We start from the raw sequence: 23,396 nt of genomic DNA, 5'->3' as shown, positions 1-23,396 counted from the left end.
ACGGTCAGCCTGAGCACCTAACGGCCCGCAAACCAACCTCAAGCTGTGGCTGCAGATATAAATTTGCGTTACTTCACCCGCGCAATCGCCAGCCCGTCCCAGCCTTTTGCACCAACGGTCTGAATAGCGGTTGCCTCCAGCCGATCGTCGTTGCCCACTCGCGTAAGAAACTCGCGCAGACCGCGCAGGTTCGGATCGGTGTCACCGGCATCGGTAATTTTGCCGCTGCGTACCACGTTATCCCCGATGATCAGCGTGCCGGAGCGGGAATACGTCAGCGCCCACTCCAGGTAGGCCGGGTTATTTTGCTTATCGGCATCGATAAAGATCATGTCGAACGGGGCGGATCCCGCGAGCGTGGGCAGCGTATCCAGTGCGGCACCGACCAGAATGGTGACTTTTGTTTCCAGCCCGGCGCGGCGGATATTGTGGCTGGCAATTTCGGCATGGCGCGGCTGGTATTCCAGGGTGATGACCTTGCCGTCTTCCGGCAGCGCGCGCGCCAGCCAGATAGTGCTGTATCCGCCCAGCGTGCCGATCTCCAGAATACGCCTGGCACCGGTTATTTTGGCAAGGAGGTAGAGTAATTTGCCCAGGTTGGGGGCCACGTCTATCGGCGGTAGTCCGGCGGCTTTATTGGCTTCCAGTGCGGCAAGCAGGGGTTCATCCTGCGGGACTAACTGTTCGGTGAAGTAATCGTCGACGGCGGCCCAGCGTTGCGTATCCATAGTCCATTTCCTTTGTCTGAGAGTGCCTGTAACTATAGGCCAGACTGGGGAAATATTGTCCTTTTCGACGTGGCGCTGCTGCGTTTTGGCGGGATTTTTACTGAGGCAGGGGAAGGCGGTCACGGCGTGAGCCGGCACGCTGGCCCTTGATTCGCGCGTCCATGCGCTTAACGTGGCGAAATCCGCAGAACGGCGTTCGCCACGTTATCCGGTGTCGCTGTGGAGCAGCGCTGATGAATGTAGCAGCGGGCGCGTCAGCCCTTCTGCCGGATCAACACCGCCGTATCAGCCGCTCACCTTCACGCTTGCCGCTGCCGCCACGGCACGCTGCACCGCGTCATCAATATTTTCGCCGGTCGCCAGCGTCACGCCCAGTCGACGCTGACCGCGAATTTCCGGCTTACCGAACAGGCGCAGCTGCAGGCCCGCGCCGAGTGCCGCCTGCAGGTTACCAAACTGGACGTTATCGCTGTCCAGCTGCGGCAGGATCACCGCCGACGCCGACGGGCCGTACTGACGAATGCCGCCAACGGGCAGCCCGAGGAAGGCGCGAACGTGCAGGGCAAACTCGGAAACGTCCTGAGAAATCAGCGTCACCATACCGGTATCGTGTGGGCGCGGGGACACTTCGCTGAAGACCACTTCGTCGCCGCAGACAAACAGCTCAACGCCAAACAGGCCGCGACCGCCCAGGGCTTCCACCACTTTGCGCGCAATATCCTGCGCACGCTGCAGTGCCAGATCGCTCATCTGCTGCGGCTGCCAGGATTCGCGATAGTCGCCATCTTCCTGACGGTGGCCGATAGGTGCGCAGAAGTGAATGCCGTCAACCGCGCTGATGGTCAGCAGGGTGATCTCGAAATCAAACTTCACCACGCCTTCCACAATCACCCGGCCTGCGCCCGCGCGGCCGCCCTGTTGGGCATATTCCCACGCCGCTTCCAGCTGCGCAGCTTCGCGGATGAAGCTCTGGCCTTTACCGGAAGAACTCATCACCGGTTTTACGATGCACGGGAATCCAATTTCATCGGCGGCGGCGAAGAAGGCTTCGCGGCTGTCGGCAAAGCGATAGCTGGAGGTCGGCAGCGACAGCTCTTCCGCCGCCAGGCGGCGAATACCTTCGCGGTTCATGGTCAGTTTTGCGGCACGCGCGGTAGGGACCACGTGCTGACCCTGTTTTTCCAGTTCAACCAGCATATCGGTAGCGATGGCTTCGATTTCAGGGACGACGAAATCCGGTTTCTCCTGAGCAATCAATGCCGCCAGCGCGGCGCCATCCAGCATATTGATCACATGGCTGCGGTGGGCAACGTGCATGGCAGGGGCATCGGCATAGCGATCGACCGCGATGACTTCCACACCAAGACGCTGACATTCCAGCGCCACTTCCTTGCCCAGTTCACCTGATCCTAACAGCATTACGCGGGTCGCCTGAGGGCGCAGCGCGGTTCCAAGAGTCGTCATAATCTCTACCTGATTGAATGGAAAAAACGCGCGCAGTATAAACGAAAACGTTTGCGTATTCATCCTGAACGCTAAACTTGAGTCAAATCGGCGGGAGTGGTATGCTGTATATAAATACAGTATAACAGGAAGAAAAGTATGGCTGTTGAAATACAATACGTAGTCGTCAGAAAAGGTGAGGAAAAGATGACGTTTGCCAGTAAAAAAGAAGCCGATGCCTACGACAAAATGCTGGATATGGCGGAAGTGTTTTCTGAATGGCTGACAACGTCTCCGCTGGCGCTTGATGAGCAGCAGGGTGAAGCGCTGGGCCTGTATCTGGCGGAGAATAAAGACGCGCTGCAGCATATCCTGCGCACCGGAAAAATGCCGGAAGAGGCAGCGGCCGAACCGGCAGAGGATGATAATGACGGCAAGCTGCGCGCGGTGTAATCACCGGCGCAGAACGGGCGTTAAAACCGCGCCAGCTGCTGACGCAGCGCCCGCATGGCCTTTTTCGCCGTTGCCGCAGGGTTGGCGTGCTGCAGGCCGTCGTTAAAGACTTCCAGCCCCAGCGGTCCGCGATAGTCAATCGCCCGCAGGTGATCGAGCAGTGACGTCAGGGGGAACTGGCCTTCCCCCGGCAGCAGGCGGTGGTGGCGTGCCGTCTCCACCAGCTTTCCATCCTGCGGCAGCTCTGCCAGGTCGGAGAGCTGAACCAGATAAATTTTTTCTGCCGGAATGCCCGCCAGGTCGGTGATGCTGCGCTGCCGGACGAAAATATGGAAAGCATCAACCACCAGCCCCAGGTTGGGGGCATCGATCCGCTTAACCAGCTGCCACGCATCGGCGGTGGTGTGAATTTTGCTGCTCCATGCCATTGCCTCATAGGCGACGCGCAGCCCCTTGCGCTGCGCCTGCTCCGTCAGCCAGCGGAGATCCTCCTCCGCGCGTTCGAACTGACAGCGGTCGTCGGTTGATGCGGGAACCAGCAGGGTAGTTGCCCCAAGCTTAACGGCCGTTTCGATCATGCTCCGCGCTTCGTCATACTTCTGCTGTCGCAGCGGTTCCGGAGCGCCGTCAAAATCCAGCAGAACCTGGTAGTCGGTTAACCCCAGTGGCAGATCCGTCAGTAAATCACGCAGACCCTCGCAGTCTGAATCCGCAGCCGACACGTCCTGTTGCCACAGCTCCACCTGGTCAAAGCCGGCGTCATGCGCCGCCTGAAGTTTCTGACGGGGGGTTCCGCCAAGTAACACCGTATTAATAAACAGTGGATTGCCTGCAAACGCCATTTTTCCTCCTGAATAGTGTTCATTACCCTCAAAGGTAGGAATAAAAGCGGCCGGGCACAACCCGCGGTCAACGCCGCCGCGGGCGTTGCGCAGTGAACCGCCTGTTTTTCAACCTGTCGCGCGTATTGCTATTGGCAATCCGCCCTGTTGCTGCCAGTCTTACAGCAGGCACAGCAACCGTGAAAATATCATGACACCACCTAAAGCAAAGAAAGTCCCTCATGTGATGACTCAGCACGGTGACACGCGCTGCGACAACTATTACTGGCTGCGTGACGACCAGCGGGAAGACCCTGAAATCATCGCCTGGCTTAAGGCCGAAAATGAGTACGGCGACAGCCTGCTGCAGCCGCAAAAAGCGCTGCAGGCGGAGCTGCTGCAGGAGATTATCGAGCGCATCCCCCCGCGCGACCAGTCGGTACCCTATGTCAAAAATGGCTATCGCTATCAGAGCCGCTATGAAGAGGGCAACGAGTACGCCATCTACAGCCGCCAGCCGGCGGAAACCGCAACGCCGGACCAGTGGGACACGCTGGTCGATGCCAACCAGCGCGCCGCGGAAAGCGAGTTTTATGCGCTCGGCAGCCTGGCGATTACCCGCGATAACCAGATCCTCGCGCTGGCCGAGGATTTTCTCTCGCGCCGGATTTACAGCATCCACTTCCGCGACCTGCTGGGTGAACGTACCTTTGACGACGTGCTGGAAGGCGTGACGGCGGGCATGACCTGGGCGAATGACTCACAAACGCTCTACTATGTGCGCAAGCATCCCAAAACGCTGCTGCCTTACCAGGTCTGGCGGCATACGCTGGGCACCGCGCAGGACAGCGATCGGCTGGTCTACGAGGAGGAGGACGATACGTTTTACGTCGGCCTGTATAAAACCACCTCCGAGCAGTTTATTGCCATTTCACTGAACAGCAGCACCACCAGTGAAATTCTGCTGCTGGATGCGAACGTGGCGGAAGCAGAACCGGTGATGTTCAGCCCGCGCCGCAAAGACCATGAATACAGCGTCGATCACTATCAGGGCCATTTTTACCTGCGCTCTAACCGCGACGGTAAAAACTTCGGGCTTTATCGCAGCGACAGCATTGAGGAATCCCGCTGGCAGGCGATTATTGCGCCGCGTGCGGATATCGTACTCGAAGGCTATTCGCTTTTTCGCGACTGGCTGGTGGTCGAGGAGCGCCAGCGCGGCCTTACCCGGCTGCGTCAGATCCACTGGCAGAGCGGGGAGGAACGGGCAATCGCCTTTGACGATCCCACCTACGTCACCTGGCTTGGCCACAACCCGGAGCCGGACACCGGCAAACTGCGCTACGGTTATTCTTCGATGACCACGCCGGACACGCTGTACGAAGTGGATATGGACAGCGGCGAGCGGCAGGTGCTCAAGCAAACGGCGGTGAAGGGCTTTGATGCCGGTCATTACCGCAGCGAGCGCCACTGGATCACCGTGCGTGATGGGGTTGAGGTGCCGGTGTCGCTGGTGTACCGCAAAGACAGCTATCGCCCCGGCAGCAACCCGCTGCTGGTTTACGGCTATGGCTCCTACGGCAGCAGCATGGATCCGGATTTCAGCGCCAGCCGCCTCAGCCTGCTGGATCGGGGCTTTGTTTTTGCCCTGACCCACATTCGCGGCGGTGGTGAAATGGGGCAACAGTGGTATGACGACGGTCGCCTGCTGAATAAAATGAATACCTTCCACGACTTTATCGATATTACCGATGCGCTGGTGGAAAAGGGTTATGGCGATCCTGCTAAGCTGTACGCGATGGGCGGCAGCGCCGGCGGCCTGCTGATGGGCGCGGTGATCAATATGGTGCCGGAGCGCTTCCACGGCGTGGTGGCGCAGGTGCCGTTTGTTGATGTGGTGACCACCATGCTGGACGAAAGTATTCCGCTGACCACCGGGGAATATGACGAGTGGGGCAATCCCAACGACGAACAGTATTATCACTATATTAAGCAGTACAGCCCGTATGACCAGGTTACCGCGCAGCACTATCCGCATCTGCTGGTCACCACCGGCCTGCACGATTCGCAGGTGCAGTACTGGGAACCCGCTAAATGGGTGGCGAAACTGCGCGAGCTGAAGACGGACTCAAATCTGCTGGTGCTGCATACCGATATGGATGCCGGTCACGGCGGGAAATCAGGGCGCTACAAGGTCTGGGAAGAGGTGGCGCTGGAATACGCGTTTCTGATCGGGCTGGCGAACGGCACGCTCACCAGCCACACCGCGAACTAATCGTCCACGCCTAACGCCCGCTGCATGGCAATACGCAGGTTGGGCTTGAGATCCGGGATGTTTTTCAACATCCAGTGCAGATATCCCGGATCTTTCTTTGCCACCGTATCAATCGCCTGCCCGCGATATTTTCCAAACGGGAAGGTACTTTCCAGCCCTTTCGTCTGCATCCGGCGCACCATCTCCGGCGCATCCCAGCCGCTGGAATTCATGATGTGAACCAGCAGGGCGGCGGTAATATAACAGTCGTACAGCGCCCGGTGCGCATGCAGGCCGGGAGGGGTGATGACCTCCAGATCCAGCGCGTCGCGCAGTGCCTGGTTGCCATATTTGAGGCCGGGCCACAGGCGGCGGGCGAGGGTCATGGTGCAAATCCACTCGCCGTGCATTTCCGGCAGCATGCGGCGGTCAAAACTGGCGTTGTGCGCGACGTAGTAGGCGCTGCCCTGGTAGCGGCCGACAGCCTGCTCAATAGTCGGTTTGCCGAGCACCATCTCTTCGGTAATGCGGTGGATAGCCATCGCCTGACGACTGATGGGACGATCCGGAGAAATCAGGTCACTCATCGGGTTGATAATCTGTCCATCGACCACATCCACCGATGCCACTTCGACAATACCACCCTGCAGACCGCAGGTTTCCGTGTCAATTACACGTAACATACTCTCTCCCGTTTACAGAACCGAGGTGCAGGGTAACGGATGAACCTCTCCCTGCCAATGATTACCGCTGCGGCGGGCGATAATCAGCGCCTCTCCACTGCCGCCCTGTACCACCCGGCGGCCGTCCGGTCCCCAGAAGGCGCTTTTGCCCGCACTGTGATAACCGCCGGTTGGCCAGGCGTGATTGGCCATCATCACCGCCATTCTGCACTCACGCGACCAGCGTGCGAGGTATTCACAGTCTTTCTCATACCCCTGTTCGGATACCAGCACGCTGGTAGCGTAGAGATCGGCTCCCTGACGGGCGGCATCATGGGCATACTGCGCGACGCTGATATCCGCACAGATCGCCAGCACCACGTTGTGGCGCTGATGACCGAACATCGGCACGCCACTCCCCTGGGTGAATATCTGCTTTTCCTCGCCGAACAGATTGCGTTTGCTGTAGACAATGCGGGTGCCGTCCGCCAGGAACGTCACGGCAGACAGCCTGACGTTATCCTCACTGATGAGCGGCAGGCCGATGCCGATCCCCATCTGATGCTCCACTGCGGCATCGGCAAAAACCTGCAGGCGGGGATCGTCGATCGACAAAGCCAGCTCCGCCATCAGCGGCAGTTCGTATCCGGTGAGAGACAGCTCGGGAAACATCAGTAAATCGACGCCGTGGGCGGCGGCATGACGAATAAATTCCAGGTGATGAAGGATATTCCAGGCGATATCGCCAGGGCGTGACCCTGACTGTGCTGCAGCAACGTTCCAGCCGGACATAGTAACTCCCGTGGTTGAGATGGGGTGCAGTGATGAGCTGCAAGCTATCTCAACCGATGCCCGGAAAAATGACAAGTCATTATTTTTGCTTAGGTTCATACGGCAGGCGCGAAAGTGAAAGCGACAGCTGGCGATAGTGCGCCAGCCGCTGGCGGAACCAGTCACGCAGCGCCTCTGGCTGTTCGCGTTCGACCATTTCGGCGATAACCGGCATATTATATCGCTCTTTAAACGCTACCCCGGCAGCGGCGAGATCAACGTTAATTTTGTCTTTTTCTTCCTGCGGCAGCGTGGCCAGATTGTTGCTCATTATCTTCTCCAGACGGTTTGCCGCAAAAATAATGCAGAAGGCACGGATTAGCAAGTTTAGTGGCTAACCGATAGTCGTTATCACCTCGACACTGCTATTTAAGCGGGGTATTCTTTCGGCCTCTGGTCGCCCGGCACCGCTATTCGCAAGGATGATTGAGCACTATGCGTAACAACTGCCTGAAATAATATGTCGCTAACCGGCTTTTATATTGTCTGCCGCTGGCTGCATTTCGGCGCGCTGATGTCGCTGATGGGCGCGGGCGTGTTTACCACGCTGCTGGCACCGGCCCGCTACCGTGCGCAGCTCAGCGATCGGCTTCGCCTGCCGATCGTGGCCTCCTGCTGGCTGACGCTGGTTACCACCGTGCTGCTGTTAAGCGCCCAGACCGGTCTGCTGGGGGAGGGGTGGCAGGATACGATCAACCCCGATGTCTGGGCTGCCGTGCTGCAAACCGGGTTTGGCCGGGTCTGGCAGGGGCAGTTCGCGCTGGCGCTGCTGGCTTGCCTGCTGCTGTTACTGAGGGGCCGGGTGCGGCAGCAGAGCCTGCTGCTCTGCGCGCTGCTGCAGCTGGCCGGGCTGGCGTTTGTTGGCCACGCGGCGATTCTGGACGGCGGGATGGGCGTGCTGCAGCGCGGTAATCAGATTGTCAATCTGGTGACGGCCGCATTCTGGGCGGGCGGCCTGTGGCCGGTGGTGGTCCTGATGCGGGAAGCCCGCGACGGCCGCTGCCGCTACGATGCGATTAAAACCATGATGCGCTATTCCCGCTACGGGCATCTTGCCGTTGCGCTGGCGATCGTCAGCGGGGCGGTGGCCGCGCTGCTGCTGCTGGGATGGCCGCCCGTGAGTTTCCGGCTTTATAGCCAGCTGCTGCTGATTAAAACGCTGCTGGTCGCCGCCATGTGCGGCATCGCGCTGTTCAACCGCTACTGGCTGGTGCCGCGCTTTCAGCGCAGCGGCGAAGGCGCACAGCTGTTATTTGTCACCACGACGCGCATAGAAGTGGCGCTGGCGGCGCTGGCGCTGCTCTCCGTCAGCCTGTTTGCCACCATGGAACCGGCCTGATCGGCGGCAGCCGCCGATCCACCGTATCAAGCACTGTATGAAGGGTTATAAGAGAATGAAAAAACGGGCACTAATGTTTGCTGTTCTGAGCGTCAGCACCAGCGCGCTGGCCGGGATTGAAACCGTCAGCCGCTTTGACATAGGTAAAGACAACTGGCCGTTCACTCGTGAAGAGATGATGCTCAGCTGCGAAAAGGGCAACGTGCTGTTAGCCATTAACGACGGCACCCTGGTGCAGTACCCGCTTAATGCGGCAGCGGAAGAGAGCATGAAAGCCGGCCGGATTAAGGGCATGCCGATTGATAAGATGCTGGCAGACGACCCGGCTAACCCGGGGCATAAAAAAAGCCTGGCACCGATTATCGCCCGCGCCGAAAAGCTCTGTAACTGATCTCTGATGGCTGCGCCGGGAACGTACTGGCGCATCCATTCTCACCGCATCAGCCCCCGTGCTCTGCGGTAACTCGCCGTTTCTGCCACCTCGATCACAATGCTAACAATCCGTAACTACTTTGCAACATGCCGTCTGGCAATCCCCTGCAGTTCGTCTATCTTTTAAGAGTCAGGCAACAAGCCTGCATTAATGCCAACTTTTAGCGCACGGCTCTGAGAAGAGCCATTTCCCTGGACCGAAGACAGGAATCGTCTTCGGTCTTTTTTTATGTGCGAATTCTTTTCCTCTCTCTTTACTGTACAACCTGCCGGGAATCCACCTCTGAACATGCTTACGTCAGTCACCGCTCATGGTTCCATGGATATTTCGTGCTGCTAAGGGAACTGGCAACGTCATCTGATGCCTCTGGATTTCACGTTGATCCCGCGAACAGGAAAAAGATCAACGCCGCAGCCGATAACGAGTGAGCGCAGGGAACCCGGAATTGGTGCTGTGTGCTTGCCTGGTAATCGATCTGTTTAACTGATCGATAAGGCGAAATTGATCTGAAGAAACGATTACATTCTGACCAAATTTTATTGCACCATGTTGTTCTCAGGAGGGAGTCACATGAAAAAGGACGTCAGTTTAACGTGGGGTGCCAGTCTGCTGTGCTTTTGCCTTTCAGGGGTTGGCATGCTGACTTTAATCGGCCTTTACCGGCTAATCAGAAACTATCCATTGTGGTAATGAATTGCCAAAATACCGGACCACATCTGGTTATGAGCATTTGTAGAATAATTGATAAAACCCTGCAGCCTTAATGGCTGCAGACTGTAATAACTGTGATTTGATTTCGCACAGTGGATTAATAATCTTCAGAATGCGGTAGCATTCACCAACATTTCTACATTTCCACTCAACCCTATTCGATACGTCTTCTTATCGTTCTCTTTCAGGCTCAGTACTGTAATACTAGCCCCGGGGCGGATATGCCCTGACGATCGAAGAGCCGCGACCATGACCGATTATGCCACCCCGAACCTGCCTTCGCGCAGTTTCAGCGCCACCCAGCAGTTTTATGCCGCGCTGGGGTTCACTACCACCTGGCAGGATGAGCACTGGATGATTATGGTTTCCGGCAGCGTGGTGCTGGAGTTTTTCCCGCATCCCGAGGTGGATCCCTACGGCAGCTGGTTCAGCTGCTGCCTGCGGCTGGATGATGTTGATGCGTTTTATCGCCTGCTGCAGGTGGCAGGGATCCCGGAGAAATGCACGGATTTCCCGCGTATCCATCCGCCAAAGATGCAGCCGTGGGGGCTGAAGATGGGCGCGCTCGTCGATCCCGACGGTACGCTGATCCGGCTGATTGAAAATGAGCAGAAGGGTCGCTCGCAAGAATAAAAAAAGCCGGGCCACGTTATATGGCCCGGCGATGAATAACAGGGAGTTTTATCGGTCGACTTGCCAGTGTTCAATAACCGATCGTTTTACTCAGCAGACCGCACAGCGATAAACACAATGCGGTTATACCAATCGGTTATTTCGAACGCTAAAAACAGTGCGATTATGCCGACGTTATTCACTCTTTTCAGGATGATTGAGGCCTTCCTCGATAAACTCCGGGTCGATCTCTTCGGTGTTACCGCGATGCTCTTTACCGGAGAACAGGTTCCAGCTGGCAATAAACAGCGCGGCGATCAGCGGACCGATCACAAAGCCGTTGATGCCGTAAATTTCCATGCCGCCCAGCGTGGTAATCAGGATCAGGTAATCCGGCATCTTGGTGTCTTTGCCGACCAGCAGCGGGCGCAGGATATTATCAATCAGCCCAATCACCACTACAAAGAAGAAGGCCAGCACCAGGCCTTTTACCATCGCGCCGGAGAACAGGAAGTAAAGCACCACAGGCAGCCAGATAATGGCAGAGCCTACCGCCGGGATCAGCGACAGGAAGGCCATCAGCGAGCCCCAGAGAATGCTGCCCTGGATATCGGCGAAGTAAAAGGCAATACCGCCCAGCGCGCCCTGAACCGCAGCCACCACCACCGTGCCTTTTACCGTTGCCCGCGATACCGCAGCAAATTTTACAAAAAGATGGTGCTTAACGTGATCCGACAGCGGCACGGCGGCGAAAATCAGTCCCACCAGGTACGCACCATCCTTCAACAGGAAGAACAGCAGATACAGCATTACGCCGAATCCGATGGTAAAGCTGAAGGTGCTCTTACCGATCAGCATGATGCTGCCGGCGAAGAACTGTCCGCCCTTCATGGCCGCGCCCGATAGCTGCTGCTGGATCTGGTCTGCATTATTCAGATCGTTTTCCGCCAGGAAATGGCGCATCCACTCTGGCAGGTGATTCACCACGCCGCTGACGACCGTCGCCAGTTCGGTCTGGTTGTTTTGCAGGCGGTTATAGAGCGCGTTGCATTCCACCGCCAGCGAGGAGGCGACAACCGCAAGGGGGATGAAGACGATAAGGCAAATGATCAGCAGCGTAATTAGCGCTGAAATGCCGTTTTTATCATTGAGCTGTTTCCTGATGCGTGTTTTCAGCGGGTGGAAAATCACCGCCAGAATGGCGGCCCACAGAATCGCGGAAAAATAGGGCCCCAGAATGTGGAAGAAACCCAGCGTGGTTGCCGCCAGGATTAAAATAAAGAATCCCTTACCAATACCTTTAATCATCATGCTTTGTTCTCTTTGTTTAACATCCTTAATAACGAGCTAAACCTGGCACAGCATCGATAAACCGGCAACTAAACGGCAAAAAAAATGGCGGCGGCGGGATTACGGCTGCCGGCCGCTTAAAATCGCAAGCTTGGGGGTAAGGCTGGAAAAATCAGTGCAGAACTGGTTGCCCGCGCGTTTTGCCCGCATCTGAAGCTCGCTTAGCGGCAGTTCAAACGGGATGTTGCTGGCATAAATCACCACGTTTCCACTGGGCACCACGCAGCGCAGCAGGGTGGAAAACTGCCGCTGTAGCGCCTGGATCAGCGGGCCGTTTGCCGCCGGGCGCTGCGGATAGTTGAGCACCAGCCAGCCCTCCGCGCTGAGCGCGCGGGCGCTGTGCTGCAGGAACGTTTCCATCTCCTGCAGCGGTGACATGGTATCGGCAGCGTACAGGTCGGAAAAAATCAGGTCGTAGCGATCGCTTTCTGCACCGGCAATGAAGTTGTCGGCGTCGGCAGCGTGATAGTGAATATGATCCCCCTCCGGCAGGGAGAAGTGCTGCCGGGCGATATCGATCACCGCCGGACGCAGCTCAACGATATCCATGGCACAGTGCGCATCGCGGGCGGCGATCGCCCTTGGCAGGCAGCCGCCGCCCAGCCCCAGAATCAGCGCCGTTGCCGGAGATTTCAGTGCAACGGCCATCAGCATCGCACGGATGTAGTTATGTACCGGCAGCGCCGGGTCACTGACCTGCATCTTGCTCTGTTCACACATGCGGTCGAAGGTGAGGATGCGATAAATTTTATTCTCGATGACCGTAATCGGCCCGTGCTCGTCGCTGCTGCTGGCAACAATATCGCCACGAATACGGAACAGCGAAACTGAACCGGCATGCCCGAGGTCTTTCATTTTAACTCCTTTTAAACGGGTGGCGAAAAAGCGTCCGCTGCGGGCTGTCGCTTCAGCGGCACGCGGCATCGCGAGGGTAGCACAGCACGCAAATGCAGGCACGCAGTCAGAAAGATGGGGCAGAGCGAAGGTTTTGCGCGATCGTGACTTGTGCGCTGCCTCCTGGCACTTTACGATAAAAGCTGCCCCATCGCAGTGGATATCCGCTGCGGTGACGCAGGCAGGGAGCTCGAAGCATGAAAAACGATAAAGAGATTTCGATTGACCAGTTTACGGCAGAAGAGAAAGTGCTGGTCGACCTGCGGGTGAAAGCCCTGACCACGAAACTCGGCCATATCGCCAGCAAGAAAGAAGAAAAAGAGATCCTGAAAGAAGCAAAGCGGCTGGTCATGAAGGAACGCGTGATCCGCGAAAGCACGAAACTGGTCAAAGTGAAAAAGCCCCGTAAACCAGCGGCGGCAAAAGAAAGCGAAGTGAAGGATTTTAGCTGGACCGGCTCTCTGCGTAAAAATCCGCGGGCGATGAAATAATCTGCAGCCTGTCCCGTTTATCCGACAATAATCAGATGCACCAGACGGGCCAGTACCTCAATAATTAACAGGCTGCCGGTGGTGATTAAGGCCAGGGTGAAGTAGAACTGATAACGGTTTTTCATGAGGTGCTGAATCCCTGCAGCATAAGGTTAGTCAGTTACTGTAGACCACCGCATTTAAACCGGAGTTCAATACTTTCCGAAACTAATGAATTTGTGCGTTAGCTGGCCCGTTTCCGGGCCAGTCTGCTTTATGCGCTGAATAACCTGCCGTCGCGCACCAGATCGCGCGGATAGTTATTTTTGATGCGTGTTCCCACGGTTTTCGCGATCCCAATCGGCTGCCGTTGATGGCAGATAATCAGCTCCCCGGCGGGAAGATCGCGTTCGGGGTAAATATCACGCCCGCGATACCACTCTTCCGCTTCGGCACTGCTCAGCTCAACCGCATTGGCGGCGTGAGGATCCGCAAGGGCAATCGCCGCTTCGTGCTGCCAGCGATAGCCTTTCGGGAAAGTTTCCGCCAGTTTAAGCCCGATGCGTGAGAAACGCACTTTCCCCAGTAGCGCTTCAATCGCCGCCGGAAACAGCCAGATTTCTTTGTCACGCTGCCACAGCGTATGTTGCTCATCCCAGCGCAGCCCGCACTTCGCGGCGGCGGCGGCGACCTCCTGCTGCTGGGCGCGGGTCATCGGGCTGAACGGCGGCTTGCCGACTTTATATCCCGGCTTCGGCAGGGGAGGAATGCCGGCGGTTTTACGCAGGCGGGCCACGAAGAAGCCCTCGCTGTCGAAAATCTGCGGGAAAACGTGCAGATAGCCTTCGGCGGTGGCGACTTTTTCCGCGCCGTCAAACAGCTGATGGAGCGGTTCAACTTCCACCGCTTCCGGATAGCGCGCCAGCAGCCAGGCCAGAACCTGCTGATTCTCATCCGTGTTCAGCGTACAGGTCGAATAGACCAGCGTTCCGCCGGGGCGCAGGGCGTGGAACGCACTGTCAATCAGCTCACGCTGCGTGGCGGCGATCCCGGCATTGCTGGCCTCTGACCAGTTGCGCAGCGCATCGGCATCTTTGCGGATCACGCCTTCACCCGAGCAGGGCGCATCCAGCAGGATGGCATCGAAGGTTTCCGGCAGGGCGGCACCAAATACGCGGCCGTCAAAGTGGGTCATGGCCGTGTTGCTAATGCCGCAGCGGCTGAGGTTGGCGTGCAGCACCTTCACCCGGCTGGCCGAATATTCATTGGCCAGAATGGCACCGTTGTTGTTCATTCGGGCGGCGATCTGGGTGGTTTTGGAGCCGGGCGCTGCCGCCACGTCCATCACCCGCAGCGGGGCCGGCGAACCCTCGAACAGGGCCGTGACCGGCAGCATTGAGCTGGCCTCCTGAATATAGAACAGGCCGGCCAGATGCTCCGCCGTGCTGCCCAGCGGCAGCGTGTCGGCATAGTCACGGCTGATCCAGAAGCCTTCAGGGCACCACGGGATCGGCGTTAATGCCCACTCCATCGGCGCGACCAGCGCAAGGAAATCCTCAACGCTGATTTTTAAGGTGTTAACGCGCAGGCTGCGGCGCAGCGGCCGTTCACTCATCGCGATAAAGCGGTCGAATTCGGCGGGATCGGGCAGCATCTGCTGCATCAGGCTGAGAAAAGCGGGCGGAAAATAGACGCGGGAAGAGTGAGACACGGGCTGGATCCACAAAATTAACAGTGGCACAGTTTACCACAGTCCTGGCGGCGCACGGTGAGAAAGGGCGATTCTGTCGCGGTAGCCCGCAAATAAATCGGGCAGCCTGCGCTGCCCGATGGGGAGATTACTGCGGCAGGGCGGTGCCCCATTTCCGCCAGTCTTTCGGCTCTTCTTCTTCCAGCAGGAAGTGCTTGCCGGAGGTGGCGCGCGGAGCCAGCGGGACGGTTGGCGGCGTAGCGAAGGCGATACCCCCCTGAATGAACTGCTGGAAGGTGCCGGTTTTCACCACGCCACCAATCAGCCCGAACTTCAGGTTATAGCCGGAGGCCAGCCAGAACACCGAGTTATTGCGCACCAGATGCTGATATTTTTTACTGATGCGCAGGGTGATCTGCACGCGATCGGCCATGCTGCCCAGCGCCGTACCGGTTACGGTTCCCACCTCAACGCCGCGGAACAGCACCGGCGTGCCGACGGAGAGTGAGCCGCCTTCCGGCGCGTCAACCACTACGTTCAGGCCGTCAAGATAGCGGGCGTCGGTGATCGTGGACTCCTGCAGTTCGAAGGTGCGCTGCGCGCGGCCTTTACCCGGATCGACGTTGATATAGGGCTGCAGCAGCGTTTCCAGATGATTGACCCCGGCCGCTGAGATCTGCGGAGATACCACCGAGAAGCGGCTGCCCAGGCGGGCAAAGTTGTCGACATACTCCGGATAAAGCACCGCTTTGGCGATGACCTGATTGTTATCGGCACCCAGCGCCAGCGATTCCATCTGGCCGATGGTAATGCCGAGATAGCGGATTGGCATTCCGGCCGACAGCTTGCTGGCATCGTAGGTCCGCAGCGTGATCTGGCTGCCCACCGCGCGGGCGGCGGTTTCTGAATCATACAGAATGCGTTTATCGCCGCGCGTCAGACCGGCTCCGGCACCGCTGAGGTTATCAAAGCTGATGGCGCCCTTGAGGGCACGGTTCAGCGGTGAAGCCTGCACGGTCAGACCGCTGCCGTTCAGCTGAACCCGGGCGCCGCCTTCGGCCCAGAAAACGCTGTTCTGCGTCAGCAGACGGCGGTACTCCGGTTTAATATGTACGCTGACGTCGAACGCATCTGCACGCGGGGTGACGTTGATAATCTCACCCACCTGGAATTTACGATACAGCACCACGGAACCGGCCTGAATATCCGGCAGGCTGGTGGCGACCAGCGTCAGGGTGGTGGGGAGCCGATCGCCGGTGACCCCTTCCTCGGCTTTTTCGCTGTTGGCGTAGAGCGGATAGACGTCTTTCAGCTCGCCTTTGCTGCCGGGATCCAGGCGAATGCCGCCGTCAACCCACTCCCGCGCGCTGGCACCCAGCACTTCCATGCCGTCGATGCCCAGCTTCACGTCCAGCCGGCTGTTGATAATAAACTTACTGTCGCCGTGCACCAGCTGCCGGTATTCCGGCATTACCGCGATGCTGAAGCTGACGCCTTTTTCCGTCAGCGTTCGGCTCAGCACCTGGCCAATCCGCATTCCGTGGAGGATCAACGGCTGCCCGGCATCAATGCCGTAGCTTTCCGGCGCGTTGAGTTTCAGCACCAGCGTGTTGGGCTGCTGCAGCAGGGATTCATTATCCGGCAGCACCACGAAGTGGGTCTGCGGCTCGCCGTCGCCGGGGACCAGTTCCAGCGTATTGCCAGTGAGCAGGCTGCTCAGTGAACTGTCGTTAAGGCTGATTTTGGGACTGTGCATTTCGATACGCGTCCCGCTGCGCATCAGGCCGGTCACCGACGGGTCCAGCGTCAGTTCGCCGGTGACTTTACCGCCGTTCTGCAGGGTCATTTTCGTCAGGGTGCCCACTTCCAGACCCTGATAGATCAGCGGCGTAGTGCCTTCCTTAAGGTTTTTACCGTCCGGCAGGTCAAGCGTAATCGCCACGCCGCGCTGGCTGTGCGCCAGGTCCGGGTAGAGCGTATAGCTGTCCTCACTTTTTGCATTGCCCGAGGATCCCGGTGAGTCGAAGGCCACCGCGCCGTTGACCAGCGCCGCCACGCTTTCCAGCTCGACTTTGGCTCCGCTCAGCCCGACGTCGGCTTTAACCCCGGACACGTTCCAGAAGCGGCTGTCTTTTTTCACCAGATTGGTAAAGCGGCGCTCAATCAGGACATCAATGGTGACGTTGTGATTATCGGGATTGATGCTGTAATCGTAAACGCGGCCCACCGGGATCTTGCGGAAGTAGACCAGCGACCCGCTGTTGAGGGATCCGAGGTCCGGCGCGTGCAGATGGATCAGCATCTCACCGGTGTTAACGCGGTATTTCGGCTGGGTGTCGAGCGCTACGAAGTTTTCGCGCGGTTCGCCCTTGCCGGGCATCATGCCGATATAGTTACCGCCCACCAGCGCATCAAGCCCCGAAACGCCGGCCAGAGAGGCCTTCGGCGTCACCAGCCAGAACTGGGTATCCTCACGCAGCGCATCGCGCATATCGCTTTTGATACTGGCTTTGATCTTGATGGTGCGCAGATCGTCGGTCATGCTGATGCCCTGCACCAGTCCGACCTCAACCCCCTGGTAACGGACCGGCGTACGACCGGGCACAATACCGTCGGCGGTGGCAAAATCGATGGTCACCGTCGTGCCGCGTTCCTGGTAATTAGTCCAGATCAGCCAGCCGGCAATCAGCAGGGCAATAAACGGCAGCAGCCAGAACGGCGAAATTTTTCGCCGGTTGACGACGCGTGCGCTAGTCGGTGTAGTCGGCGTTTCCTGTTGCATGAGCATCCCAAAGTAAACGGCTATCGAGCCATTCAACGGCAAGAATAGTCAGTATAACCGCCGAGCCAAAGTAGAAGGCTGCCGGTCCCATAGTAAAAGCCAGAAGCTGGTCACGATTGACCAGCGACATAGTCAGTGAAATAACAAATAAATCCAGCATCGACCAGCGGCCGACCCACTTCACGACGCGCAGCAGGCGGATCCGGGTTTTCAGCCCCTGCTCGCAGTTGAAATGGATACTCAGCAGCAGGCTGAACAGTACGATGACTTTCGTAAACGGCACGAGGATACTGGCAATAAACACCACCGCGGCCACCGGAATATTGCCGGAGGCGAGGGACATAATGCCGGACAGGATGGTGTCCTCCTGGCGTGCGCCGTTCAGATAGATGATCGAAATCGGCAGCAGGTTAGCCGGGATCAGCAAAACAATCGACGCAATGAGCGCTGACCAGGATTTTTGCAGGCTGAAGTGGCGGCGAAAGGGTAGCGGAGTATGGCAGCGCGGGCAGCGGCCGCGTTCATCGGCCACGCCGGTGTGATGGCAGCTCAGACATACGCGCAGTGAAGCATGGGGCGCGTTGGGGACCGGCTGCGGATAGAAACGATGCCACAGCTGCTCAACGTTGAGATGGATAAGCGTCAGCAGGCTGAGCAGCGTCAGCGAGATAAAGGCTACCAGCCCGGTGCCGGGGTCAATCGAGGCATAGTCCTGCACTTTAATTGACGCCACGGCAACGCCTACCAGGTAAATATCCAGCATCACCCACTCTTTCAGCCTGTCGAGCATCAGCAGCACCGGGCGCAGGTTCATCCCCAGCTTTTCGCCGAAGTACAGGTAGCAGATCGACACCACCAGCGTGACCGGGGCACCAATGGTACAGAAGGCCACCATCGAGGCGGTGATCACGTCACCCTGCTGCGCCATCTGCATGATACCGCCCAGCAGGCTGGCGCGGATATTGGTGCCGAGCAGGTGAACCGTCATCAACGGCACGCTGAAGGCGAAGGGCATCAGCAGCATCATCGTCACCGCCATGGCCGTCAGGCGGGTCATCGACCAGTCCCGTCCGTTCAGAATCCGCGCGTTACAGCACGGGCAGTGGGCCGACTGTCTGGATTTCACATCTGGTAAGGAAAAAAGGGTATCGCATTGCGGACATCGCTGATAACGTGCCTGTGGCAGAGCATGACTAATGGCGTGTATTTTCATATTCCCGGTCGTGCTTAGGCCCAAACAGCGCAGGTGCAGGGCAGATTTAGGCAAGTCACGTGACTCGTTTGAATCGTGCAGATCGCTTCATACAACTCTAAGGTTATATTAACTAACGACATGAATCATCCTGTCTCGCTGGCATTTATCACAATTTTATTCAGCGAAGCGTCTGTGGGCTTCGCGACAGATTCCATAATGGTTAAACAATGACAAAAACAGAATTCTACTCCGACCTTAATCGGGATATGCGTGCCCTGTTAACGGGTGAAACCAGCTTCCTGGCCGCCATGGGTAACTGTAGCGCACTCCTGTATGAACGTCTTGAAGGCGTTAACTGGGCCGGTTTCTATCTGTTAACAGAAGAAAATACCCTGGTGCTGGGTCCTTTCCAGGGAAAAATCGCCTGCGTGCGTATTCCGGTAGGGCGTGGCGTTTGTGGTACGGCCGTCGCGGAAAACGCCGTGCAGCGCGTTGATGATGTCCATCAGTTCCCCGGTCACATCGCCTGCGATGCGGCCAGCAATGCTGAAATTGTCCTGCCGCTGGTGGTTAACGGTAGCGTAATCGGGGTGTTAGATATCGACAGCGTGGAGTATAACCGTTTCGATAATGAGGATGAAATTGGGCTGAAAGCCTTAACGGACGGGCTGTGCGAGGTGCTGGCCGGCACCAATGTGGAAAAATTTATTCGCATGAAACGCACCTAAAGCGCTGGATCACGTAGCAATTGTTGATGGGGTCATTATAATGACGCCTGTTCATGCCTGCGCTGATTGGCAAACCCGTTGTAATCAGGAAATTTCATGGAAAATCAACCTAAGTTGAATAGCACTAAAGAAGTCATTGCCTTTCTGGCAGAGCGTTTCCCTCAGTGCTTTAGCGCTGAAGGCGAAGCGCGACCATTAAAGATTGGGATCTTTCAGGATTTAGTTGACCGCGTACAGGGCGAAATGGGGCTGAGTAAAACCCAGCTTCGCTCTGCACTGCGTCTTTATACCTCCAGCTGGCGTTATCTGTACGGCATTAAAGCCGGTGCCGACCGCGTAGATCTGGACGGTAACGCCTGTGGCAAGCTCGATGAGCAGCATGTTGAACATGCCCGCAAACAGCTTGAAGAAGCAAAAGCACGCGTTCAGGCACAGCGCGAGCAGCAGCAGGCGAAAAAACGTGAAGCCGGTGAAGAAACCGCGCCGCGTCGCCCACGAAAGCCTGCCCGCAAGCCTGCAGCCGAAGGTGAGCAGCCGCGCAAACCGCGCAGCAAGCCTGCCCGTCCGCAGACCGAGCGCGCTCCGGCAGCTGCAGCTGCACGTGAAGAGCCTCAGCCGTCGCGTAGCAAACCCGTTACCGACACCTCAGCATTGCAAGTTGGCCAGAGCATTAAAGTGACCGCGGGCAAAAATGCCATGGACGCGACCATTCTTGAAATCAGTAAAGATGGCGTCCGGGTGCAGCTGGCTTCCGGCCTGGCAATGATAGTACGCGCAGAACACTTGCAGTTCTGATACGGAGGCTAATCAGGGCATGAACACTCTTTTTAAAAGCACCATCATTGCGGGCCTGCTTTTTGCAGGCAATGTTTACGCCGCGGACAATATCACCCGCGCCGATCAGATCCCGCAGCTGCATCAGGAAGCCCAACACGCAACCGTTAGTGAACGCGTGACTTCCCGCTTTACCCGTTCCCACTACCGTCAGTTCGATCTGGATAAAGATTTTTCAGCAAAAATCTTCGATCGTTATCTGAACCTGCTCGACTACAGCCACAACGTGCTGTTAGCGTCTGACATTGCACAGTACGCTGATAAAAAAACCACGCTGGGCGAAGAATTGAAAACCGGCCAGCTTTCTGTGTTCTACGATTTGTATAATCTGACCCAGAAACGCCGCTTTGAGCGTTACCAGTATGCCCTGTCGGTATTAAGTAAGCCGATGAACTTCACCGGTAACGACACCATTGATATTGACCGCAGCAAGGCCGCCTGGCCGAAAACCACCGATGAACTTAATGCGCTGTGGGATGCCAAGGTCAAATACGATGAGCTGAGCCTCAAGCTGACCGGTAAAGATGAGAAAGAGATCCGCGAAGTTCTCACCAAGCGCTATCAGTTTGCCGAGCGTCGACTGGCGCAGAGCAACAGCGAAGATGTCTTCCAGCTGGCGATGACCGCCTTTGCTCACGAAATCGATCCGCACACTAACTATCTTTCCCCGCGTAATACCGAACAGTTCAACACCGAAATGAGCCTCTCGCTGGAAGGCATCGGTGCGGTGCTGCAGATGGATGATGATTACACGGTGATCAATTCGATGGTTGCCGGTGGTCCGGCGGCGAAAAGCAAAGCCATCACCGTTGGCGACCGCATCGTCGGCGTCGGCCAGCCGGGTAAACCGATTGTCGATGTGATCGGCTGGCGTCTGGATGACGTGGTTGCGCAGATTAAAGGGCCGAAGGGCAGTAAGGTTCGCCTGGAAGTGCTGCCGGCCGGTAAAGGCACCAAAACCCGCATTATTACCCTGACGCGTGAGAAAATCCGTCTGGAAGACCGCGCGGTGAAAATGACCGTGCACAACGTCGGCAAAGAAAAAGTCGGCGTGCTGGATATTCCCGGTTTCTATGTAGGCCTGACCGACGATGTGAAGGTGCAGCTCCAGAAACTGCAGAAGCAGAACGTTGACAGCATCGTCATCGACCTGCGTACCAACGGTGGTGGTGCGCTGACCGAAGCGGTTTCCCTCTCCGGCCTGTTCATCCCCGGTGGTCCGGTGGTGCAGGTGCGCGACAATATCGGCAAAGTCCGTGAAGACAGCGACAACGATGGTGTGACCTACTATAAAGGACCGCTGGTGGTGCTGGTTGACCGCTTCAGTGCTTCTGCCTCAGAGATCTTTGCTGCGGCAATGCAGGACTACGGACGTGCGCTGATTGTCGGGGAGCCAACCTTTGGTAAAGGCACCGTGCAACAGTACCGCTCGCTGAATCGCATCTACGATCAGATGCTGCGTCCGGAATGGCCAGCGCTGGGGTCCGTGCAGTACACCATTCAGAAGTTTTATCGCATCAACGGTGGCAGCACCCAGCGTAAAGGCGTAACGCCCGATTTGCTGATGCCAACCGGCGTGGAAGCGATTGAAACCGGTGAGAAATTTGAGGACAACGCGCTGCCGTGGGATAGCGTGACCGCCGCAACCTATACCAAGATTGGCGATCTGCAACCGCTGGAACCGAAGCTGTTGAAAGACCACCAGGACCGCATTGCGAAAGATGCCGAGTTCCAGTACATCATCAAGGACATCGCACGTTTCAACGCCAATAAAGATAAGCGCAATATCATTTCGCTGAATCTGGCCGAGCGTGAGAAAGAGAACCGTGAAGATGATGCGCTGCGCCTGGAGCGGATCAACGCCCGACTGAAAGCGGAAGGTAAAAAACCGCTGGTCAAACTGGACGATCTGCCGAAGGATTATAAAGAACCCGACCCGTATCTTGATGAAACGGTCAACATTGCCAATGACCTGGCGCAGCTGGAAAAACAGCAGCCGCCGGCCACGCCGGCAGCGGTCAACTAAGACCCGAAGGCACAGCGCCCGCTGTGCCTTTTTTTATGCGTGTATACGCTCGTCAGAAACTGCATTTAAAACCTGCTGAAAATGTAAAGTTATGTTTTTTTAAACACTTAACGGCGCACAGGGCTTGAATTGTGCTGCGTTGACCTTACGATATCAGTACATCTTTGTACCCCTGCGTACAGTGAGTAAATAACCGAGGAAGATTAAATCATATGATGCGTATTGCTCTTTTCCTGTTAACCAACCTGGGCGTAATGTTGGTTTTCGGGCTGATCCTCAGCCTGACAGGGATCCAGTCAAGCAGTGTGATGGGCCTGATGATAATGGCGGGTCTGTTTGGCTTCGGCGGTGCGTTCGTTTCATTGCTGATGTCGAAGTGGATCGCGTTACGTTCCGTGGGCGGTGAAGTGATTGAACAGCCTCGTACCGAGACCGAGCGCTGGCTGGTTGACACCATTGCGCGTCAGGCGCAGCAGGTCGGCATTGCCATGCCGCAGGTGGCCGTCTATCACGCGCCCGATATTAACGCGTTTGCTACCGGCGCGCGCCGCGATGCTTCACTGGTAGCGGTTTCCACCGGCCTGTTACAGAACATGAGCCGCGATGAGGCCGAGGCGGTTCTGGCCCATGAAGTCAGCCATATTGCCAACGGTGACATGGTGACCATGACCCTGATTCAGGGGATTGTGAACACCTTTGTGATCTTTATTTCACGTATTCTGGCCCAGCTGGCCGCCGGGTTCCTCTCGGGGAATCGCGATAATGAAGAAAGCAGCAACGGCAACCCGCTGGTCTATTTTGCCGTGTCGATGGTGCTGGAGCTGGTGTTCGGTATTGCCGCCAGCATTATCACCATGTGGTTCTCCCGTCACCGCGAGTTCCATGCGGATGCCGGAGCGGCGCGTCTGGCCGGTCGTGAAAAAATGATCGCTGCACTACAGCGTTTGAAAACCAGCTATGAACCGCAGGAAGCCAGCAGCATGATGGCGTTCTGCATCAACGGGAAATCCAAGTCGCTGAGCGAGCTGTTTATGTCGCATCCGCCGCTGGATAAGCGTATTGAAGCGCTGCGTACCGGTGAGTATCTTAAGTAACTGACCGGTCGCGCCCGGTAACCCGAAGGGGTAACGTCAAAAAGCC

At 57.1% G+C, this 23,396-nt stretch carries 21 protein-coding genes; 10 read left to right on the top strand and 11 right to left on the bottom strand.

Annotation, left to right across the window (positions count from 1 at the left end; genetic code table 11):
* Nucleotides 1-68 precede the first annotated feature (68 nt).
* Nucleotides 69-728 carry an O-methyltransferase gene (locus PGH32_RS09065; protein ID WP_337893806.1) on the bottom strand — a complete coding sequence of 220 codons (660 nt, stop codon included), beginning with the start codon at nucleotides 726-728 and terminating at the stop codon, nucleotides 69-71.
* 285 nt (nucleotides 729-1,013) lie between these two features.
* Nucleotides 1,014-2,192 carry a formate-dependent phosphoribosylglycinamide formyltransferase gene (gene purT / locus PGH32_RS09060; RefSeq protein WP_337893805.1) on the bottom strand — a complete coding sequence of 393 codons (1,179 nt, stop codon included), beginning with the start codon at nucleotides 2,190-2,192 and terminating at the stop codon, nucleotides 1,014-1,016.
* Between the two features lie 138 nt (nucleotides 2,193-2,330).
* Between purT and PGH32_RS09055 the strand changes: the two genes are divergently transcribed.
* The gene (locus PGH32_RS09055; RefSeq protein WP_337893804.1) at nucleotides 2,331-2,624 is read left to right on the top strand and encodes a YebG family protein; all 294 of its coding nucleotides are present in this window, start codon (nucleotides 2,331-2,333) and stop codon (nucleotides 2,622-2,624) included.
* A 20-nt stretch (nucleotides 2,625-2,644) separates the two neighbouring features.
* Here PGH32_RS09055 and PGH32_RS09050 read toward each other — a convergent pair whose 3' ends face one another.
* Nucleotides 2,645-3,466, bottom strand: coding sequence for a sugar phosphate isomerase/epimerase family protein (locus tag PGH32_RS09050; RefSeq protein WP_337893803.1), 822 nt, complete (start codon nucleotides 3,464-3,466; stop codon nucleotides 2,645-2,647).
* A 190-nt stretch (nucleotides 3,467-3,656) separates the two neighbouring features.
* On the opposite strand from PGH32_RS09050, the gene PGH32_RS09045 reads away from it, so the two are divergent.
* Nucleotides 3,657-5,720, top strand: coding sequence for a S9 family peptidase (locus PGH32_RS09045; protein ID WP_337893802.1), 2,064 nt, complete (start codon nucleotides 3,657-3,659; stop codon nucleotides 5,718-5,720).
* On the opposite strand, the gene exoX is transcribed toward PGH32_RS09045, so the two are convergent.
* The 3 genes from exoX to PGH32_RS09030 form a co-directional block, all read right to left on the bottom strand.
* On the bottom strand, nucleotides 5,717-6,382 hold the full coding sequence (gene exoX / locus PGH32_RS09040) for an exodeoxyribonuclease X (protein WP_314426588.1): 666 nt from the start codon (nucleotides 6,380-6,382) through the stop codon (nucleotides 5,717-5,719). The genes PGH32_RS09045 and exoX overlap by 4 nt on opposite strands.
* A gap of 12 nt (nucleotides 6,383-6,394) precedes the next feature.
* Nucleotides 6,395-7,153, bottom strand: coding sequence for a carbon-nitrogen hydrolase family protein (locus PGH32_RS09035; protein WP_337893801.1), 759 nt, complete (start codon nucleotides 7,151-7,153; stop codon nucleotides 6,395-6,397).
* 79 nt (nucleotides 7,154-7,232) lie between these two features.
* Nucleotides 7,233-7,463, bottom strand: a complete 231-nt coding sequence (locus PGH32_RS09030; RefSeq protein ID WP_314426582.1) for a DNA polymerase III subunit theta — start codon at nucleotides 7,461-7,463, stop codon at nucleotides 7,233-7,235.
* 189 nt (nucleotides 7,464-7,652) lie between these two features.
* Between PGH32_RS09030 and copD the strand changes: the two genes are divergently transcribed.
* The 3 genes from copD (at nucleotide 7,653) to PGH32_RS09015 (ending at nucleotide 10,308) form a co-directional block, all read left to right on the top strand.
* The gene (gene copD / locus PGH32_RS09025; protein ID WP_337893800.1) at nucleotides 7,653-8,531 is read left to right on the top strand and encodes a copper homeostasis membrane protein CopD; all 879 of its coding nucleotides are present in this window, start codon (nucleotides 7,653-7,655) and stop codon (nucleotides 8,529-8,531) included.
* A gap of 55 nt (nucleotides 8,532-8,586) precedes the next feature.
* Complete coding sequence (locus PGH32_RS09020) at nucleotides 8,587-8,922, top strand: YebY family protein (RefSeq protein WP_314426579.1); 336 nt, start codon at nucleotides 8,587-8,589, stop codon at nucleotides 8,920-8,922.
* 1,002 nt (nucleotides 8,923-9,924) lie between these two features.
* Complete coding sequence (locus tag PGH32_RS09015) at nucleotides 9,925-10,308, top strand: bleomycin resistance protein (RefSeq protein WP_337893799.1); 384 nt, start codon at nucleotides 9,925-9,927, stop codon at nucleotides 10,306-10,308.
* Nucleotides 10,309-10,482: 174 nt separating this feature from the next.
* Here PGH32_RS09015 and PGH32_RS09010 read toward each other — a convergent pair whose 3' ends face one another.
* Both PGH32_RS09010 and PGH32_RS09005 read right to left on the bottom strand, forming a co-directional pair.
* Nucleotides 10,483-11,598 (bottom strand): AI-2E family transporter, encoded by a 1,116-nt coding sequence (locus tag PGH32_RS09010; protein ID WP_314426567.1) that lies wholly within the window; start codon nucleotides 11,596-11,598, stop codon nucleotides 10,483-10,485.
* Nucleotides 11,599-11,697: 99 nt separating this feature from the next.
* Entirely contained in the window at nucleotides 11,698-12,492 is a 795-nt protein-coding gene (locus PGH32_RS09005) for a spermidine synthase (RefSeq protein WP_337893798.1), read from the bottom strand.
* 236 nt (nucleotides 12,493-12,728) lie between these two features.
* Between PGH32_RS09005 and PGH32_RS09000 the strand changes: the two genes are divergently transcribed.
* On the top strand, nucleotides 12,729-13,022 hold the full coding sequence (locus PGH32_RS09000; RefSeq protein WP_314426561.1) for a hypothetical protein: 294 nt from the start codon (nucleotides 12,729-12,731) through the stop codon (nucleotides 13,020-13,022).
* 253 nt (nucleotides 13,023-13,275) lie between these two features.
* Here PGH32_RS09000 and rsmF read toward each other — a convergent pair whose 3' ends face one another.
* The 3 genes from rsmF to yebS form a co-directional block, all read right to left on the bottom strand.
* On the bottom strand, nucleotides 13,276-14,712 hold the full coding sequence (rsmF, locus tag PGH32_RS08995) for a 16S rRNA (cytosine(1407)-C(5))-methyltransferase RsmF (protein WP_337893797.1): 1,437 nt from the start codon (nucleotides 14,710-14,712) through the stop codon (nucleotides 13,276-13,278).
* Nucleotides 14,713-14,839: 127 nt separating this feature from the next.
* Nucleotides 14,840-17,473, bottom strand: coding sequence for a PqiB family protein (locus tag PGH32_RS08990; protein WP_337893796.1), 2,634 nt, complete (start codon nucleotides 17,471-17,473; stop codon nucleotides 14,840-14,842).
* A complete protein-coding gene (yebS, locus tag PGH32_RS08985; protein WP_337893795.1) occupies nucleotides 17,442-18,686 on the bottom strand; it encodes a membrane integrity lipid transport subunit YebS in 1,245 nt (414 codons plus the stop codon). Before yebS ends, PGH32_RS08990 begins: the two co-directional genes overlap by 32 nt.
* 209 nt (nucleotides 18,687-18,895) lie before the next feature.
* Between yebS and PGH32_RS08980 the strand changes: the two genes are divergently transcribed.
* The 4 genes from PGH32_RS08980 to htpX all read left to right on the top strand — a co-directional run bounded on the left by PGH32_RS08980 (nucleotide 18,896) and on the right by htpX (nucleotide 23,350).
* The gene (locus PGH32_RS08980; protein WP_337893794.1) at nucleotides 18,896-19,396 is read left to right on the top strand and encodes a GAF domain-containing protein; all 501 of its coding nucleotides are present in this window, start codon (nucleotides 18,896-18,898) and stop codon (nucleotides 19,394-19,396) included.
* A 96-nt stretch (nucleotides 19,397-19,492) separates the two neighbouring features.
* Nucleotides 19,493-20,191 carry an RNA chaperone ProQ gene (gene proQ, locus PGH32_RS08975; protein WP_314426550.1) on the top strand — a complete coding sequence of 233 codons (699 nt, stop codon included), beginning with the start codon at nucleotides 19,493-19,495 and terminating at the stop codon, nucleotides 20,189-20,191.
* A gap of 19 nt (nucleotides 20,192-20,210) precedes the next feature.
* A complete protein-coding gene (prc, locus tag PGH32_RS08970; RefSeq protein WP_337893793.1) occupies nucleotides 20,211-22,256 on the top strand; it encodes a carboxy terminal-processing peptidase in 2,046 nt (681 codons plus the stop codon).
* A gap of 212 nt (nucleotides 22,257-22,468) precedes the next feature.
* Nucleotides 22,469-23,350 carry a protease HtpX gene (htpX, locus tag PGH32_RS08965; RefSeq protein WP_314426545.1) on the top strand — a complete coding sequence of 294 codons (882 nt, stop codon included), beginning with the start codon at nucleotides 22,469-22,471 and terminating at the stop codon, nucleotides 23,348-23,350.
* Nucleotides 23,351-23,396: the final 46 nt, after the last annotated feature.

Source organism: Erwinia sp. SLM-02, from assembly GCF_037450285.1.
In the GTDB taxonomy this organism is placed as follows: Bacteria; Pseudomonadota; Gammaproteobacteria; order Enterobacterales; family Enterobacteriaceae; genus Erwinia.
The sequence above is the reverse complement of the archived record's forward strand: the minus strand, read 5'-3'. Positions and strand labels throughout refer to the sequence as shown.